The sequence below is a fragment of the Allobosea sp. FG18 genome (genome assembly GCF_057809495.1).
In genome coordinates this window covers 51,298-68,103 of the sequence record NZ_JBMDKB010000026.1, presented here as the reverse complement: position 1 = coordinate 68,103, position 16,806 = coordinate 51,298, and the positions used below count along the sequence as shown (strand labels likewise).

Annotated in this window: 15 protein-coding genes and 1 pseudogene; 15 read left to right on the top strand and 1 reads right to left on the bottom strand. The window is 66.2% G+C overall.

The window, feature by feature from the left end:
* The 6 genes and pseudogenes from ACODTJ_RS24490 to ACODTJ_RS24465 all read left to right on the top strand — a co-directional run.
* A pseudogene (locus ACODTJ_RS24490) lies at positions 1–116 on the top strand (polyamine ABC transporter ATP-binding protein); the annotation flags it as partial.
* Positions 117–663: 547 nt separating this feature from the next.
* Positions 664–1,590 carry an ABC transporter permease gene (locus ACODTJ_RS24485; RefSeq protein ID WP_454658709.1) on the top strand — a complete coding sequence of 309 codons (927 nt, stop codon included), beginning with the start codon at positions 664–666 and terminating at the stop codon, positions 1,588–1,590.
* A complete protein-coding gene (locus ACODTJ_RS24480; RefSeq protein WP_488850416.1) occupies positions 1,587–2,438 on the top strand; it encodes an ABC transporter permease in 852 nt (283 codons plus the stop codon). Before ACODTJ_RS24485 ends, ACODTJ_RS24480 begins: the two co-directional genes overlap by 4 nt.
* A gap of 10 nt (positions 2,439–2,448) precedes the next feature.
* Positions 2,449–3,234 (top strand): SDR family NAD(P)-dependent oxidoreductase, encoded by a 786-nt coding sequence (locus tag ACODTJ_RS24475; RefSeq protein WP_454658707.1) that lies wholly within the window; start codon positions 2,449–2,451, stop codon positions 3,232–3,234.
* 10 nt (positions 3,235–3,244) lie between these two features.
* Complete coding sequence (locus ACODTJ_RS24470; RefSeq protein ID WP_454658706.1) at positions 3,245–4,162, top strand: polysaccharide deacetylase family protein; 918 nt, start codon at positions 3,245–3,247, stop codon at positions 4,160–4,162.
* Positions 4,163–4,191: 29 nt separating this feature from the next.
* On the top strand, positions 4,192–5,703 hold the full coding sequence (locus ACODTJ_RS24465) for a gamma-glutamyltransferase (RefSeq protein ID WP_454658705.1): 1,512 nt from the start codon (positions 4,192–4,194) through the stop codon (positions 5,701–5,703).
* 26 nt (positions 5,704–5,729) lie between these two features.
* On the opposite strand, the gene ACODTJ_RS24460 is transcribed toward ACODTJ_RS24465, so the two are convergent.
* The gene (locus tag ACODTJ_RS24460; RefSeq protein ID WP_454659065.1) at positions 5,730–6,461 is read right to left on the bottom strand and encodes a GntR family transcriptional regulator; all 732 of its coding nucleotides are present in this window, start codon (positions 6,459–6,461) and stop codon (positions 5,730–5,732) included.
* Positions 6,462–6,576: 115 nt separating this feature from the next.
* Here ACODTJ_RS24460 and ACODTJ_RS24455 point away from each other — a divergent pair, with 115 nt between their 5' ends.
* The 9 genes from ACODTJ_RS24455 (at position 6,577) to ACODTJ_RS24415 (ending at position 16,628) form a co-directional block, all read left to right on the top strand.
* On the top strand, positions 6,577–7,563 hold the full coding sequence (locus tag ACODTJ_RS24455; RefSeq protein WP_454658704.1) for a TRAP transporter substrate-binding protein: 987 nt from the start codon (positions 6,577–6,579) through the stop codon (positions 7,561–7,563).
* 127 nt (positions 7,564–7,690) lie between these two features.
* Positions 7,691–8,224 carry a TRAP transporter small permease gene (locus tag ACODTJ_RS24450; RefSeq protein WP_454658703.1) on the top strand — a complete coding sequence of 178 codons (534 nt, stop codon included), beginning with the start codon at positions 7,691–7,693 and terminating at the stop codon, positions 8,222–8,224.
* A gap of 3 nt (positions 8,225–8,227) precedes the next feature.
* Positions 8,228–9,508, top strand: a complete 1,281-nt coding sequence (locus ACODTJ_RS24445; protein ID WP_454658702.1) for a TRAP transporter large permease — start codon at positions 8,228–8,230, stop codon at positions 9,506–9,508.
* 10 nt (positions 9,509–9,518) lie between these two features.
* Positions 9,519–10,355: a 5-dehydro-4-deoxy-D-glucuronate isomerase gene (gene kduI, locus ACODTJ_RS24440; protein WP_454658701.1), complete on the top strand. Its 837-nt coding sequence runs from the start codon at positions 9,519–9,521 to the stop codon at positions 10,353–10,355.
* On the top strand, positions 10,355–11,125 hold the full coding sequence (kduD, locus tag ACODTJ_RS24435) for a 2-dehydro-3-deoxy-D-gluconate 5-dehydrogenase KduD (RefSeq protein WP_454658700.1): 771 nt from the start codon (positions 10,355–10,357) through the stop codon (positions 11,123–11,125). The genes kduI and kduD overlap by 1 nt, the downstream gene beginning before the upstream one ends.
* A 12-nt stretch (positions 11,126–11,137) precedes the next feature.
* Entirely contained in the window at positions 11,138–11,494 is a 357-nt protein-coding gene (locus ACODTJ_RS24430) for a cupin domain-containing protein (protein ID WP_454658699.1), read from the top strand.
* 265 nt (positions 11,495–11,759) lie between these two features.
* Complete coding sequence (locus tag ACODTJ_RS24425; RefSeq protein WP_454658698.1) at positions 11,760–12,764, top strand: HlyD family secretion protein; 1,005 nt, start codon at positions 11,760–11,762, stop codon at positions 12,762–12,764.
* Positions 12,761–15,493, top strand: coding sequence for a ribosome-associated ATPase/putative transporter RbbA (gene rbbA / locus ACODTJ_RS24420; RefSeq protein WP_488850411.1), 2,733 nt, complete (start codon positions 12,761–12,763; stop codon positions 15,491–15,493). Before ACODTJ_RS24425 ends, rbbA begins: the two co-directional genes overlap by 4 nt.
* A 1-nt stretch (position 15,494) precedes the next feature.
* On the top strand, positions 15,495–16,628 hold the full coding sequence (locus ACODTJ_RS24415) for an ABC transporter permease (protein WP_454658696.1): 1,134 nt from the start codon (positions 15,495–15,497) through the stop codon (positions 16,626–16,628).
* The last annotated feature ends 178 nt before the right edge of the window (positions 16,629–16,806 follow it).

Sequence of the window (16,806 nt, the reverse complement as noted above, 5' to 3'; positions counted from 1 at the left end):
TCCTGCGGCCCGACAAGGGCTCGATCCGCTTCGGCGAGCGCGAGGTCGTGCGCCTTGCGCCGCACAAGCGCGAGATCGGCATGGTCTTCCAGAACTACGCGCTGTTTCCGCATATGGATTAAGGATCTGCCGTTCGATCTCGCCAAGGCCAAAGCGGAGCTTGCCGCGGTCGGCCCCAAGGCCAAGCAGGAGATCGCCCTGGTCACCGCGCCCGTCTACGACCAGCGCGTCGTTCAGGCCCTGCAGCAGATGCTGGTCGATGCCGGTCTCAGCGTGAAGATCGAGATGACCGATATGGGCTCCTGGCTGAAGCGCATGCAGAGCGGCCCGGATTCCATTCCGGTGATGGCGTTCAGCCGCTGGTCCTGCGGCTGCCAGGACGCGGACGGCGTGCTGTTCCCGATCCTGCACAGCGCCAGCGGCTGGGCCAATGCCAAGGACAAGGCGATCGAGGACGCGCTTGAGACCGGGCGCCAGACGCTCGATCCGGCCAAGCGCCTCGCCGCATACAAGACCGTGCACGAACGCATCGCCAGCGAGCACTTCGTGATCCCGCTCTATCAGGCGGCACAGATGTACGGGACGTCCAAGAACCTTGTCTGGACCCCCACGCCCAATGAAAGCATCTTCGTCAACCGGATGAGCTGGAAGGACTGACGCGGCGTGGTCGGCTTCCTCCTCCAGCGCGCCGGGCAGGCGCTCGTCACGATCTTCGGCGTGGCGACGCTGATCTTCTTCGTCCAGCGGCTGACGGGGGATCCGACCTATCTCCTCGTGCCGGAAACCGCTACGCAAGCCGATATCGAAGCCCTGCGCCACGCGCTGGGCTTCGACCGGCCGCTCATCGTCCAGTATCTCGGCTTCCTTGCCGATCTCGCCCGTTTCGATCTCGGCCAGTCCGTGGTGCAGCGCGTGCCGGTGATCGACATCATCGCCTCGCGCCTGCCCTACACGCTGATGCTCGCCGGCGGCGCGCTGACGGTCGCCTGCGGCATCGGCATCCCCGTCGGCATCCTGCTCGCATTGTTCCGCGATAGCGCCGCGGCGAAGGCGGCCGCCGGCTTCGTGCTCGCGGCCCAGAGCATGCCGACCTTCTGGAGCGGCATCCTTCTGATCCTGCTCTTTGCCGTGACCCTCGGCTGGCTGCCGCCGTCTTCGACGGGCGGCTTCTCGCACCTGATCATGCCGTCCATCGCGCTCGGCCTGCTTTCGATGGCGACCTTCGCCCGGATCACACGGGCGGCGCTGATCGAGGAGTTCACGCGCGATTATGTCCGCACGGCCCGCGCAAGAGGTGTCGGTCCGGTGCGTATCCTGCTGCGGCATGTCGCGAAGAACGCGGCGATTCCCGTCATCACCGTCGCCGCGCTCGAGATATCGAACCTGCTGGCCGGCGCCGTCATCGTCGAGACGGTGTTTGCCTGGCCTGGCCTTGGCCAGGTCACGGTTCAAGCCATCCTCGCACGCGACTTCCTGGTCGTGCAGGGCGTCGTCATGCTGGGGGCCCTGGTCACGATCGGGCTCAATCTGCTCTCGGACTTCCTCTACAGCGTCGTCGACCCGCGCATCGCATTGGGGGGCGGACGATGAGCGCACCAGTTCCTTCGCTGCCTCGCCGCCGCTTCCCGCTGAAGCGCTGGTGGCCGATCGCCATTCTCGCGGTCTTCGTTCTGACCGCGATCTGCGCGCCCCTGCTGGCTCCCTATGATCCCAATGCTCAGAATCTCGTCGGGCGGCTGAAGCCGCCGGGGACGGTTTCGCGCAGCTTTTACTACTGGCTCGGCTCGGACGAGCTCGGCCGCGACCTCCTCAGCCGGATCATATACGGCACACGCGTCTCGCTGCTCGTCGCCGTGCTCTCCGTCCTGCTCTCGGGAGCGTGCGGGACCGCGCTCGGGCTGATCGCCGGCTATCGGCGCGGCTGGGTCGAGACTGCGGTGATGCGCATTGCCGACGTGTTCCTGTCGATCCCGGCGGTGCTTCTCGCCATCATCACCGTCGCGGTGCTGGGGCCCAGCCTGGTCAATGTCGTCCTCGTGCTCGCCCTCACGCGCTGGCCGCGCTATGCCCGCGTGGCGCATGCGCAGACATTGGCGACGACCGGCATGGCCTATGTCGAGAACGCGGTGCTCTCGGGCGGCGGCAATGCGCGCATCCTCTTCCGGCATATCCTGCCCAACATCGCGGGCACGCTGATCGTCGTGGCGACCCTGGAGTTCGGCCTGATGGTCCTGTTCGAAGCCGGGCTCTCCTTCCTCGGCCTCGGCGTCCAGCCGCCGACCGCGAGCTGGGGTTCGATGCTCTCCACCGGCCGCAACTACGTCGCTACCGCCTGGTGGGTCGCGACGCTGCCCGGACTTTGCCTGTTCGCGCTGGTGCTCACCGTCAACCTGACCGGCGATGCCGTGCGCGACCGCCTCGACCCCCATTTTCGCTAAGGATCGCACCATGTTCGACGACATCAAGGGCAAGCGCGCGCTGGTCACCGGGGCTTGCGGCGTGATCGGAAAATGGATCGCCGAGACGCTGCACGAGGCCGGCGCCACGCTGGCGCTCACCGACGCCAAGGAAGGCGAGCTCGAAGCCTTCGCCAGGACGCTGGGCCTCGGCGGCGACAGCTTCGTCAAGGCCGCCGATCTCACCGACGAGGCTTCGATCAAGGCGCTGACGGACGAGGTCGGGAAGCGCTGGGGCGCCGCCGACATCCTCGTCAACAATGCCGGGATCTATCCCAGCGCCTTCCTGCTCGACACGCCCACGGAGGAGTTCGACCGCATCTTCTCAGTCAACCTGCGCGCGCCCTTCATTCTGAGCCGGGAACTGGCGACGCAGATGGTTCGCAAGGGCGTCAAGGGCTCGATCATCAACATCTCGTCGGGCGCCTCGCGCAAGATGCGGCGGACAGCCGCCGTCTACTCCACCTCGAAGACGGCGCTCGACCGCCTGACCAAGGGCTTTGGCGTCGAACTTGCCGAATACGGCATCCGGGTGAATGCGCTCGAGCCCGGTTTCGCCGCCGGCAGCACGGTCAGCGGACTGACCGACGCGCATATTCAGAACACGGTCGCGCAGATTCCGCTGGGACGGCCGTCCTCGCGCGCGGATGTTGGGAACGCGCTGCTTTATCTGGCCAGTGGCGTCTCCTCCTATGTCACCGGCGCGACCCTGACGGTCGACGGCGGCAATTCGATCGGCTCGCTCGCGGTCCATCAGGACAAGAAGAGCGCGCTGTGAGGAGCTTGTCGTGAACCAAAACACGTCTTCGCTCGCGCCGGCGAGCTTTCCCGCCTCGGCCTATGAATGGCCGGCGGGTAAGAGCAGCGCCTTCTGCTTCAGTGTCGATGTCGACGCCGAAAGCCCGTATCAATGGAACCTGGCCGAGGGCGCGCCCGCGACGCTCGGCCAGATCGAGCAGCGGCTGTTCGGGCCGCGCATCGGCATCTGGCGCATCCTCGACCTGCTCGACCGCTACGGCATCAAGGCGACGATGTTCGTGCCGGGTCTGGTCGCGAAGAACCATCCCGACCTGCTGCCGGCCTTTGTCGAACGCGGCCACGAGATCGGATTGCACGGCTACTTCCACGAGATCGCCACCGAAGCGGGGCCGGATGAATTCGCCCGGGCGCTCGACGAATCGCTGGCGCTGTTCAAGAGCCAGACCGGCATCGTGCCGAAAGGTTTCCGCTCGCCGGCCTGGGAGATGACACCGTTCATGCTGGCGGAGGTCAAACGACGCGGCCTCTACGACAGCTCGCTGATGGGTTTCGATCATCCCTATACGATCGACGGCGTCACGCAGGTACCGGTGCTCTGGGCTGTCGACGACGCGATCTATTTCCGCTTTACCGGCAGCCCGACCGATCGCGCCCCGCCGTCGCCGCAAGGTGGCATTCTCGAAGCCTGGCTCGACGAATGGCAGGTGCTCCACCGCGAGGGCCGCATGATGATGCTGACGATCCATGACTGGATTTCCGGAAGGGCCGGCCGTGTCCGCATGCTGGAGAAGCTGCTCGACGTGATCACGACCTCGCCGGGAACCTGGATCGCGACCGTCGGCGAACTCGCGGCGCATCATGCCGCCAGCGGCAATGCCGCGCGCTTCAGCGTGCCGATGCGGCTGCCGGAGGCGAGTGCACCCCATCGCTTCAGGGCGCCGCGCTGATGCAGACTTTCAGCATCCGGAGGCCTGCCGTGCATTCGGCGCACGGTCTCGTCGCCGCTCAGAACCGCCATGCGGCGCAAGCCGGGGCGGATGTTCTCTCGCGCGGCGGCAACGCCATGGACGCGGCCGTCGTGGCCGCGCTGGTGCTGAGCACCGTCGAACCCTGGCTCTCGGGCATCGGCGGTGGCGGCTTCCTCGTCCATGCCGATGGCCGGACGGGCGCGGCCGAGACGCTCGACTTCAACGTCCGCTCCGCCGCAGGGCTCGACCCGGCGGATTATCCGCTGGCCGACGCGCAGGCCGGCAACTGGTTCAGCTGGCCCTCGGTGGTCGGGGAGCGCAACGTCTCCGGCTATGGCGCAATCTGCGTACCCGGCGCGATCGCAGGCCTCGCCGCCGCGCTGGAACGCCATGGCTCGATCTCCTGGGAAGAGGCGCTGCAGCCTGCGATCGAGCACGCCGAACGCGGCCTGGAAATCGACTGGTTCGCCGCGCTCTGCATCGCGATCGAGGCTCCGGGCCTCGCGCGCGACCCCGTGCTTTCGGCGATCCTGCTCGATGACGGCCATGGCCCGAAGGCCGGCGCCGACACGCGCCGCTTCAAGCCGATGGCGCTCAAGGCCAAGCTGCTGCGGCGGCTCGCCAAGGCGGGAGCGCGCGACTTTTATGAAGGCGAGAGCGCTGCATCGATCGCCGCCGACCTCGAAGCGGGCGGTTCGCCGCTGCGCGCCCGCGATCTGGCCGCCTACGAGGTGGTCTGGGCGCCGGCTCTGACCGGCCGCTATCGCGATTTCGACATCGCCGCGGTGCCGGGCCTCAGCGGTGGCCCGACCTTCTTCGACGCCGCGCAGCGCCTTGCCAACGGGCCGCTGTCGCGCGAGACCTCGCCGGCCCAGGCTGCCCTGCTCTACGCGACCGCGATCCGCGCGGCCTATGAAAAGCGGCTCAACACGCTCGGCCATGCCGCGACGCCGCAAGCCGGCTGCACCTCCCACGTCAGCGTGGTCGACCGCTCCGGCACGATGGTCTCGCTCACCAACACGCTGCTGTCGCGCTTCGGCGCAAAAGTCGCGCTGCCGCAGAGCGGCGTCATCATGAACAACGGCATGATGTGGTTCGATCCGCGCCCCGGCCAGCCCAACAGCATCGCGGCGGGCCGGAAGCCGCTCGCCAATATGTGCCCGCTCGTGCTCAGCCAGGGCGGCCGCCCCGTGCTTGCCATCGGGGCTGCCGGCGGACGCACGATCTTCCCGACGGTTCTGCAGCTGATCTCGGGACTGTCCGATTTCGGCCTGTCGCTCGAGGAGGCCTTTCACCGCCCGCGCATCGATGCTTCGACCCCGCGCATCAAGATCGACGCGCGCGCCGAGGCGGATGTCGCGGCGACCGTCGCGACTGCGTTCCCTGTCGAGATCGTCGAGGACACGCTCTATCCCGTGAACTTCTCGATTCCCTCCGCCGTGATGGCAGCCGAGCACGGCTTCATCGGGATGGCGCATCCGACCAGCCCGTGGGCTGCCGTGGTTGCGGCCGCTTCATAACGAGTGCTCAGGGGGATCGCGTAGCTTCACTCGAACAGATCGGGATAGCTGGCTTCTGTCTTGGGAAGGGCCCGGAGAATCTCGGTGAGGTGATGGCGCATGGCGATTCCCGCCTGTGCCGCATCTCGCGCATCGATAGCGGCCATGATGCTCCGGTGCTGCTCCACCAGGGCCAACATCACGGCAGTCCCGGGCAAGGTCAGTTGGCAAACCCGGTCCATATGCGCCTTGATATCCCTGATCGCCTCCCAGGCGAGGGGCATGCCGACGCCTTCGGCCAGCTCGACATGGAACAGCTCGTCATAGCGCTGGAAGGATGCGTGGTCGTCTCGCTCCGCTGCCTTGTCCTGCATGTCGAGGAGATCGCTGATGCGCTGGCGGCTCTGTGCGGCGAAGGACTCGCAAGCCTGTTGGACAATGGCAACCTCCACCGCCTCTCGCACGAAGCGGGCCTCCATCATCTTGCGGACCGAGAACTTGACCACGACAGTGCCGCGCTGCGGCTGGATGTCGACGAGCCGTGTCTTGGCAAGCGCGATCAGCGCCTCGCGCACCGGCTGCCGCGACACCCCGTATTTCAATGCGATCTCCTGCTCCGACAGGCGCGTACCGGGCGGCAATTCGAGTGCGATGATCGCGCGACGCAGCTCAGCTTCGACACGCCCGGCCGCCGAGGCGCCCGAGGCAAGGGCGGATGACGCCAACGAAAGGCTCAAGTCAAAAACCTCCAGGGCCCGTTGCGTGCCATACCGCAACATACTACCATACAATCGCTGCCGCAACCGCAGGGGGCGCGCAGCAAGCTTACGTTCGAGGCACCAGCGAACAAGCCGGGAAACGGCGGGGGCCTTCGAAACCACGGGAGAACGCACCATGACCGCACGCCGCAGTTTCCTTGCCTATACCGCCGCGCTGGCTTTCACGGCCGCCGCCGCGACTTCAGCCCTGGCCCAGAGCGTCACGCTGCGCTCGGCCGACATCCACCCGACCGATTATCCGACCGTCGAGGCCGTCCGCTATCTCGGCAAGCTGCTCGAGGAGCGCACCCAGGGGCGCGTCAAGATCAACGTCTTCCACTCGGCCCAGCTCGGCCAGGAGAAGGACACGATCGACCAGACCCGGTTCGGCGTCATCGATATCAACCGCATCAACATGGCGCCGTTCAACAACCTGATCCCGGCGACCAACATCCCCTCCCTGCCCTTCATCTTCCGCTCGGTCGATCACATGCGGAAGGCGATGGACGGGCAGATCGGCGACAACCTGCTCAAGGAATTCGAGAAGCACGACCTGATCGGGCTGGCGCTCTACGATTCCGGCTCGCGCTCGTTCTATAACTCCAAGCGCGCGATCAATACGCCGGCCGACATGAAGGGCCTGAAGATCCGCGTCCAGCAGTCCGACATGTTCGTCGCGCTGGTCTCGGCGCTCGGTGCCAACGCCACGCCGATGCCCTTCGGCGAGGTCTATTCGGCGCTCCAGACCGGCGTCATCGACGGCGCCGAGAACAACTGGCCGTCCTATGAATCGACCCGCCATTTCGAGGTTTCCAAGTTCTATTCGGTGACCGAGCACTCGCTCTCGCCGGAAGCGCTGGTGATGTCGAAGAAGAGCTTCGAGAAGTTCAACGCGGCCGACCAGGCGATCATCAAAGCCGCCGCAAAGGAATCCGTCGCCAAGATGCGCGAGCTCTGGGATGCGCGCGAGAAGGCCTCGGAGGCCAAGGTCAAGGCCGGCGGCGCCCAGATCAACCAGGTCGACAAGAAGCCTTTCATCGACGCGATGAAGCCGGTCTACGACAAGTTCGTCACCGACCCGAAGCTGAAGGACATGGTCGCCGCCATCCAGGCGGTGAACTGAGCCTCGCTCAGGAGGGGCGGCTTCCGGGCCGCCCCGATTCCTAAAGCCCTCATCCTTCGAGACGCGATCTGCGATCGCTCCTCAGGATGAGGGCTCAGGATGAGAAACCCGTATTCACGGACATCCCATGCGCGCCTTCACCGCCTTCCTGACTCGTATCGACGCCAAGCTCAGCCTGTTCGCGCTGATCGCCGCCGGGGCCGGCCTCGTCCTGATGACCGTGATGGTCGCCTGGGGCGTGTTTGGCCGCTATGTACTCAACGATACGCCGATCTGGGTCGAGGCCGGATCGCTCTTCCTGATGTCCTGGTTCATCCTGCTCGGCGCTGCCGTGGGCGTGCGCGAGAGCGACCATCTCGGCTTCGAGGTTGGGCTGGTGATGTCGCCGCCACGGTTACGCGCCGCGCTGATCGTCATTGGCGAGGCACTCGTCTGCGCCTTTGGCCTCGCCATGCTTGGCTATGGCTGGCAGCTCGCCGCCGGCACCTGGGACGACCGCATGCCGATCATCGGAATCTCCCGCGGCTGGGACTATGTGCCGATCGCGGCCGGCGGCGCGTTGATCGCGCTGTTCGCGCTGGAAAAGCTCCTCCTCTTCATCACCGGCGAGCAGCAGGCGCCGCTCGGCTTCGTCCATTTCGGCGAAAGCCAGGAGGCCTGAGCGATGGAACTCTGGATTCTCTTCGGCGTCTTCTCGGTCCTGCTGCTGATCGGCGTGCCCGTCGCCTTCTGCCTCGGCATCGCCTCGGTCGCGACCGTCGCCTTTATGGGCCTGCCTCCGGTCGTCGTCTTCCAGCAGATGAATTCCGGCATGAACGCCTTCGCCATGATGGCGATCCCGTTCTTCATCTATGCCGGCGACCTGATGATCCGTGGCGGTATCGCCGAGCGCCTGATCCAGATGGCGGCGAGCCTCGTCGGCCATCTGCGCGGCGGCCTCGGCCAGGTCAATGTCGTGACCTGCACGCTCTTCGGCGGCATTTCCGGCTCGGCGGTCGCCGATGCCTCGGCGGTCGGCGGCCTTATGATCCCGCAGATGAAGAAGCGCGGCTATGACGCCGACTACGCCGTCAACGTCACTGCGAACGCGGCAATCATCGCGCTGCTGATCCCGCCCTCGCACAACATGATCATCTATTCGCTTTCGGCGGGCGGCAATCTCTCGATCGCGGACCTGTTCACCGCCGGCATCGTGCCGGGCCTCATGCTCTGCGCTGCGTTGATGGTCGCGGCCTGGGCGGTGGCGGTGAAGCGCGGCTATCCGCGCGAGCCCTTCCCCGGCTTCGCCACCGTCGGGCGCTATGTCGTGCTCGCCCTGCCCGGCATCCTCCTGATCGGCATCATCTTCGGCGGCGTCCGCTCCGGTGTCTTCACCGCGACGGAATCCTCCTGCGTCGCCGTCGTCTACGCGATCCTCGTCACCATCTTCGTCTATCGCCAGCTCACCTGGACGGCCTTCGTCGAGGCGACCCTGGGCGCGGTCCGCACGACGGCGATGGTGCTGCTGGTGATCGGCACGGCCGGCGCCTTCGGCTGGCTGATGGCCTTCCTGCAGGTGCCGCAGGCCACCATCGCCGCGATGAAGGCGGTCTCCGACAATCCGATCGTGATCCTGCTGATGATCAACCTGATCCTGCTGGTGCTCGGCACCTTCATGGACATGGCGCCGATGATCATCATCTGCACGCCGATCTTCCTGCCGGTGGTGAAGGCCTTCGGCGTCGATCCGATCCATTTCGGCGTGATCCTGATCCTCAACGCCGGCATCGGCCTCAACACCCCGCCGGTCGGTTCGGTGCAGTTCGTCGCCTGCGCCATCGGCCGCATCTCCATTGGCGAGTCCATGCGCACGATCTGGCCGTTCTACGGTGCCAGCGTCGCCGTGCTCCTGCTCGTCACCTATGTGCCCGGCCTGTCGCTTTGGCTGCCGCGCCTGTTCCACTGAAGGACCGATCATGACCATCGATATTCGCCAGGTTTCGCATCCCGAGGCCGTCAAGGGCTTCGACACGGCGGAGCTGCGGCGTCACTTCCTGATCGAGACGCTGTTTGTGGCCGGCGAGGTCAGGCTGACCTACAGCCATCTCGACCGCGTCATCGTCGGCGGTGCCATGCCGACCGGAAAAGCCGTGGTGCTGCCGACGCCCAAGGCCGTCGGCACGGACGCCTTCCTGAAGCGGCGTGAACTCGGCATCGTCAATGTCGGCGGACCCGGCAAGGTCTTGGTCGGCGGCAAGGATTACGCTCTCGCCAAGCGCGACGCGCTCTATATCGGCAAGGAGGCCGGCGAGGTCTCCTTCGCCAGCGACGATGCTGCGAATCCGGCTAAGTTCTACCTGCTCTCGACCCCGGCCCATGCGGTGCATCCGACCAGAGTGATCCGCGAGGCCGACGCCAAGACCCTCGCACTCGGCGAGCAGGCGACCGCCAACAAGCGCATCATCCGGCAGTACATCATCCCCGGTGTCTGCGAGACCTGCCAGCTCGTGATGGGCGTGACCACTCTGGAAGAGGGCAGCATCTGGAACACCATGCCGTCGCATGTCCATGACCGGCGCTGCGAGATCTATCTCTATTTCGACGTCCCCACTGAGGCCCGCGTCTTCCACCTGATGGGCGAGCCGCAGGAGACCCGCCATCTCGTCGTCGCCAACGAGCAGGCGATCCTCTCGCCCGGCTGGTCGATCCATTCCGGCGTCGGGACGAAGGCCTATTCCTTCATCTGGGGCATGGGCGGCGACAATGTCGACTATACCGACATGGACATGGTCGCGACCGGGGACCTGCGCTGATGTCCTCAGCCTTCGATTTGAGCGGCCGGACCGCGATCGTCACCGGGGCCAATACCGGCCTCGGTCAGGCGATCGCGGTCGCGCTCGCTCAGGCAGGCGCCGGCATCGTCGCGGTCGGCCGTTCCAGCATGGCCGAGACGAGAGCGCTGGTCGCGGCGACGGGCAAGCCGTTCCATGAGATCACTGCCGACCTCGCGACGCTGGAGCCTGTCGCACGGGTCGTTGAAGAGGCTGACGCCGCGGCGAAGGCTGACGGCTCGCGGCTCGACATTCTCGTCAACAATGCCGGCATCATCCGCCGTGCCGACGCCATCGACTTCACCGAAGCCGATTGGGACGCGGTGATGGACGTCAATCTGAAGTCGACCTTCTTTCTGACCCAAGGCGTGGCGAAGCGCATGCTAGCCGACGGCAAGGGCGGCAAGGTCATCAATATCGCCTCGCTGCTCTCCTTCCAGGGCGGCATCCGCATCCCCTCCTACACCGCCTCGAAGAGCGGCCTCGCAGGATTAACCCGGCTGCTCGCCTGCGAATGGGCGGGCAAGGGCATCAACGTCAACGCCATCGCGCCGGGCTATTTCGTCACCAACAATACGGAGGCCCTGCGGGCCGACCCGGAGCGCAACGAGGCGATCCTCGCCCGCATTCCGGCCGGGCATTGGGGCAAGCCGCAGGAGATCGGCGGTGCCGCCGTGTTCCTCGCCTCCGATGCTGCCGCCTATGTCCATGGCGTCGTCCTGCCCGTCGACGGCGGCTGGCTCGCGCGTTGAGAAAGAGCACACATGGATCGCAAGAACGAACCCTTCGCCCATGATGCCGACCTCGCCTGGGAGCCGGCCGGAGAAGGTGTGACGCGCAAGATCCTGACCTATCGCGACGAGGTCATGATGGTGCGCGTGCGCTTCGAGGCCGGCGCGATCGGCCCGGCCCACAGCCACCCGCATATCCAGTGCTCGCTGGTCGAGAGCGGTGTCTTCGACATCACCATCGCTGGCCACACCGAACGCCTCGTCGCTGGCGACAGCTTCACTGTGCCGCCTGACGCGATCCATGGTGCGGTCAATATCGAAGCCGGCGTGCTCGTCGATGTCTTCACGCCGATGCGCCGGGATTTCCTGCCCGCAATGTCTGCGGGCTAGTGAGACATCCGAAGCGTTATTCGTAGCCCTTCTCGCAGCGCCTCGCAAGGCGCCTGTCCGGCGGACGCGTCACGGGGCCGCGGGGTCAACGTCGTCGGTGTCGGTGGGGCTGGTAGAACTCCTCTTCGTCGGTTCGACGGGAACGCTCGACCGTGCCCTTCTCGCAGAGGACGTCGCGCAGCGGTTGCTTGGCCTGGCCGGCTGCTTCCCGCATGTTAAGGAGATGGCCTACACCTGTTCCGCCTACTGTCTTCGGAGATGCAAGATGCCTCGCTTTCGGGCCGTTGCAGCAATCCTTCTCGCTACGCTCGTTCTGCCGGCGCCTGGTGTGCAGGCGCAGTCCCGCATCAAGGCATTGATCGAGAGATTGCGAGGCGACACGATGCCGGACGGCATCGTCAAGACCAACGGCCGGATCGAGGCGACGCAGGTCGACGTGTCCTCGAAATATGCCGGCCGTCTGGCGGAAGTCACGGTGAAGGAAGGGGACGAGGTCACGGCCGGGCAGGTCATCGCCCGCATCGCATCGCCGGAATACGAAGCGCAATTGCGGTCCGCGCAGGCGCAGGTGCTGCGCGCTCGTCAGGCCCTCGCGGAGGCCGAGGCGTTGATCGCCCAGCGCAAGAGCGACCAGATCCTCGCCCGCACCGATGCCGAGCGGGGCAAGGAACTGGTCGCAAAGGGCTATCTCAGCAAGCAGGTCGACGACCAGCGCTCGGCCAAGGCCGATGCGGCCGATGCGGCGCTGCGAGCCGCCCAGGCGCAGCGCGATCAGGCCCAGTTCGCGATCCACGCCTCCGAGGCCGATGCCGAGCAGATCAAGGCGATCCTGGTCGATCTCGTGCTGCTCGCGCCGCGCAGCGGGCGTGTCCAGTATCAGCTTGCCCGGACCGGCGAAGTGGTCGCGGCCGGCACGCGCGTCGTCACGATCCTCGACCTCTCGGACGTCTACATGACGATCTATCTGCCGGCCGCGCAGGCGGGGCAGCTCGCGCTGGGCGACGAGGCGCGCATCATCCTCGATCCCGTTCCGCAATATGTCATCCCGGCGACGGTGAGCTTCGTCGCGGCCGATGCACAGTTCACGCCGAAGGCGGTCGAGACCGCCGAGGAGCGCGAGAAGCTGGTCTTCCGCGCCAAGCTGCAGGTCGATCGCAACCTGCTCGCGAAATATCATCGGCAGGTGAAGACGGGCGTGCGCGGCCTCGGTTTCGTCCGCACCTCTCCGAGCGCGAAATGGCCTGACTCGCTCGCCGTGAAGCTGCCATGACGGAGGCCGGCCCCGCCGCCAGCCTCGCGGGGGTCACGCACCGCTACGGCAAGGTGATCGCCCTCGACGCGCTGACCCTCGACATCCCCGCCGGCCGTATGATCGGGGTGATCGGTCCGGACGGCGTCGGCAAATCGACCTTGCTTGCGCTTGTCGCCGGAGTGCGGGTCATCCAGCAGGGCAGCGTCCATGCGCTTGGCGGCGATCTCGGCATCAAGGCCGAGCGCGAGGCGCGACGCGGGCGCATCGCCTATATGCCGCAGGGGCTCGGCCGCAATCTCTATCCGACGCTCTCGGTCTTCGAGAATATCGACTTCCACGCCCGGCTCTTCGGGCAGGACGCGGCCGAGCGCCGCAGCCGCATCGACGAACTGCTCAAGGCGACGGGTCTCGATCCCTTCGAGGCCAGACCTGCCGCGAAGTTGTCCGGCGGCATGAAGCAGAAGCTCTCGCTCTGCTGTGCGCTGATCCATGATCCCGATCTGCTCGTCCTCGACGAGCCGACGACGGGCGTCGATCCGCTCTCGCGCGGCCAGTTCTGGAACCTGATCGACACGATCCGCGCCCGCCGCCCGGGCATGAGCGTCATTGTCGCCACCGCCTATATGGAGGAGGCCGAGCGCTTCGACTGGCTCGTGGCGATGGATGACGGCAAGGCGATCGCCACCGGCACGCCCGCCGAACTCCGCGAAAAGGCCGGGCAATCCACGCTGGAAGGCGCCTTCGTCGCGCTGCTGCCGGAAGCCAAGCGCGCGCAGCACCGGGAGGTCGTGCTGCGGCCGCGCGTCGTGAGCGACGATGCGACGCCCGCGATCGAGGCGGAGGGTCTGACCCGCAGCTTCGGCGATTTCGTTGCCGTCGACCATGTCAGCTTCCGCATCGGTCGTGGCGAGATCTTCGGCTTCCTCGGCTCGAATGGCTGCGGCAAGTCGACGACGATGAAGATGCTGACCGGCCTGCTGCCGGCGACCGAGGGCACGGCCAGGCTGTTCGGCCAGCCGCTTGCCGCCGACGACATGGAGACGCGCCGCAATGTCGGCTACATGTCGCAGGCATTTTCGCTCTATAGCGAGCTGACGGTCCGCCAGAACCTGCTGCTGCACGCCGAGCTCTACCATCTGCCGCCGGCCGAGATTCCCGGCCGGATCGCGGAGCTGCTGACCCGCTTCGATCTGGCTGATGTCGCCGATGAGCGGCCCGAGAGCCTGCCGCTGGGCATCCGCCAGCGCCTGCAGCTCGCCGTCGCCGTCCTGCACAAGCCGGCCATGCTGATCCTCGACGAGCCGACCTCGGGCGTCGATCCGATCGCGCGCGACGCCTTCTGGCGCACGCTGATCGATCTCTCGCGCGACGACGGCGTGACGATCTTCCTGTCGACGCATTTCATGAACGAGGCGGAGCGCTGCGATCGCATCTCCTTCATGCATGCCGGCAAGGTTCTGGCGGTCGGCACCCCGCCGGAGCTGGTGGAAAAACGGGGCGTCGATACGCTCGAAGAGGCCTTCATCGCCTATCTCAAGGAGGCCGCGGGCATCGAGGAGACACCTCCGGAGGCGGCTGTGGTGCCTGCGGCCGCAACCCGGCCGGCGCCCCCGGCCCGCCGCTTCGATCCGCGTCGGCTTTGGGCTTGCACCCGCCGCGAAACCATGGAGCTGCTGCGCGATCCGATCCGGTTGAGCTTCTCTTTCCTCGGGCCGCTCCTGCTGATGTTGGCCTTCGGCTTCGGCATTTCCTTCGACGTCGAGAACCTGAAATTCGCGGCCTTCGACCAGGACAACTCGATGGAGAGCCGGCAATTGGTCGAGGCCTTCTCCAGCTCGCGTTATTTCGACGAGCAGGCGCCGATCCGCTCCGCCGCCGAACTCGACCAGCGCCTGCGAAGCGGCGAGATCCAGCTTGCGATCGAGATCCCGCCCTCCTTCGGCCGCGACCTGATGGCAGGGCGCGTGCCTGAACTCTCGGTCTGGCTCGACGGTGCCATGCCGTTCCGGGCCGAGACCACGCGCGGCTATGTCACGGGCCTGGCGACACAATATGCGCAGGGGTTTGCGGCAGCGCAGGCGGCATCGAGCCACGCGCCGGCGCCCGTCACGATCGAGACCCGCTTCCGCTACAATCAGGACTTCAAGAGCGCCAATGCGATGGTGCCGAGCGTGATCATGCTGATGCTGATCCTGATCCCGGCCATCATGTCGGCGATCGGCGTCGTCCGCGAGAAGGAGACCGGCTCGATCGCCAATTTCCGCTCGACGCCGATCAGCCGCTTCGAATTCCTGTTCGGCAAGCAATTGCCCTATATCGCGGTCGCGATGGCGAGCTTCGTCATGCTGGCGCTGATCGCGCTCACCGTCTTCGCGGTTCCGATCAAGGGCCCGGCCTGGGTGCTGGTGCTGGCGACCCTGCTCTATGTCTCGGCCACGACCGGCTTCGGCCAGCTCATTTCCAGCTTCACACGCACGCAGGTCTCGGCCGTCTTCGCGACCGCGATCCTGTCGATCATCCCGGCGGTCAATTTCTCCGGCCTGATGGTGCCGGTCGCTTCGCTCTCGGGTGGCGGCCGGATCATCGGCATGAGCCTGCCGCCGGCCTGGTACCAGCCGGTCAGCGTCGGCGTCTTCACCAAGGGGCTGGGGGCGGCCGAACTCTGGCCCAATCTGGTGATGCTGGGCTTCTTCTTCCTGCTCTTCCTCGTCGTCGCGCAGTTGGCGCTACGCAAGCAGGAGGCTTGAGATGGCCGCGCTCGTCATCCACCTCCAGAACATCCTGCGCCTCGTCGTGAAGGAGCTGCGCAGCCTGCGTGCCGATCCGATCATGCTGGTGCTGGTGGTCTATACCTTCAGCATCGCCGTCTACACGGTCGCGACCGGCGTGAAGCTGGAGGCGCGCGACCTCACCATCGGGATCGTCGACGAGGACCAGTCGGAGTTCTCGCGCTCGCTGCTCGGTGCCTTCGGTCCGCCCCTGTTCAAGGTCTCGAAGCGCATCGCCGCCTCGGAGATCGATGCCGAGATGAATTCCGGCCGGCTCGTCTTCGTGCTCGAGATCCCGCCCAAGTTTCAGGCGGACCTGTTGGCCCGACGGCAGACGGCGCTGCAGCTCAATATCGACGCCACCGCGATGACCCAGGCCGGCAATGGCGCGGTCTATATCCAGCAGATCATCGCGCAGGAGATCGCGAACCGGCAGGCCGGGCGCGAGACCGCGACGGCGTTGCCGATCAATCTCGTTGTGCGGGCGCGTTTCAACCCCAATCTCGACTCCGGCTGGTTCAGCTCGGTGATGCAGGTGCTCAACAACGTCACCCTGCTGACGATCATCCTGACCGGCGCGGCTCTGATCCGGGAGCGCGAGCAGGGCACGGTCGAGCATCTCCTGGTGATGCCGGTCACACCGGTCGAGATCATGCTCGCGAAGATGGTGGCGAACGCCCTGGTCATCCTCGTTGCAGCGGTGGCCTCGCTGGTGCTCGTCGTCGAATGGACGCTCGGCGTGCCGATCGCCGGCTCGCTCCTGCTCTTCGTGCTGGGCACGGCCATCTATGCCTTTTCCGTCGCCGCGCTCGGCATCCTGCTCGGCACGCTGGCGACGACGATGGGCCAGTTCGGCCTGCTCGCGATCCCCGTCTTCGTCGTGACGCAACTACTCTCGGGTGCGACGACGCCGATGGAGAGCATGCCGCTCTGGCTGCAATGGATCATGCGGATATTTTCGCCGACGCCGCATTTCGTCGCCTTCTCGCAGGGCGTGCTCTACCGCGGCGCCGGCCTCGACGTGGTCTGGCCCGAGATCGCCAAGATCATCGCGATCGGCGCAGCCTATTTCGCCTTCGCGCTCGCCCGATTCCGGAAAGTGATCTTCGCGTGAGGGCGGTTTTGCCGCGGGAGCGGAAGCGGCCCGGTCGATTGTCATCGCCCTGTCGGCTTCCTAGTGTTCCGACCTGACGGGAGGAGGCTCCGCTCGACATGACCGCCCGCGAGAAGACGAACCCCACTCCGAAGGCCGATGCTGACCGCCCCGCGGAACTCAGCCTGCCCTGGTTCTG

Coding starts and splice junctions, on each gene's coding strand:
- ACODTJ_RS24415 (WP_454658696.1), top strand. CDS start 15,495: ATGGCCGCGCTCGTCATCCACCTCCAGAACATCCTGCGCCTCGTCGTG.
- kduI (WP_454658701.1), top strand. CDS start 9,519: ATGACCATCGATATTCGCCAGGTTTCGCATCCCGAGGCCGTCAAGGGC.
- kduD (WP_454658700.1), top strand. CDS start 10,355: ATGTCCTCAGCCTTCGATTTGAGCGGCCGGACCGCGATCGTCACCGGG.
- ACODTJ_RS24430 (WP_454658699.1), top strand. CDS start 11,138: ATGGATCGCAAGAACGAACCCTTCGCCCATGATGCCGACCTCGCCTGG.
- rbbA (WP_488850411.1), top strand. CDS start 12,761: ATGACGGAGGCCGGCCCCGCCGCCAGCCTCGCGGGGGTCACGCACCGC.
- ACODTJ_RS24480 (WP_488850416.1), top strand. CDS start 1,587: ATGAGCGCACCAGTTCCTTCGCTGCCTCGCCGCCGCTTCCCGCTGAAG.
- ACODTJ_RS24475 (WP_454658707.1), top strand. CDS start 2,449: ATGTTCGACGACATCAAGGGCAAGCGCGCGCTGGTCACCGGGGCTTGC.
- ACODTJ_RS24425 (WP_454658698.1), top strand. CDS start 11,760: ATGCCTCGCTTTCGGGCCGTTGCAGCAATCCTTCTCGCTACGCTCGTT.
- ACODTJ_RS24455 (WP_454658704.1), top strand. CDS start 6,577: ATGACCGCACGCCGCAGTTTCCTTGCCTATACCGCCGCGCTGGCTTTC.
- ACODTJ_RS24445 (WP_454658702.1), top strand. CDS start 8,228: ATGGAACTCTGGATTCTCTTCGGCGTCTTCTCGGTCCTGCTGCTGATC.
- ACODTJ_RS24450 (WP_454658703.1), top strand. CDS start 7,691: ATGCGCGCCTTCACCGCCTTCCTGACTCGTATCGACGCCAAGCTCAGC.
- ACODTJ_RS24460 (WP_454659065.1), bottom strand. CDS start 6,461: ATGTTGCGGTATGGCACGCAACGGGCCCTGGAGGTTTTTGACTTGAGC.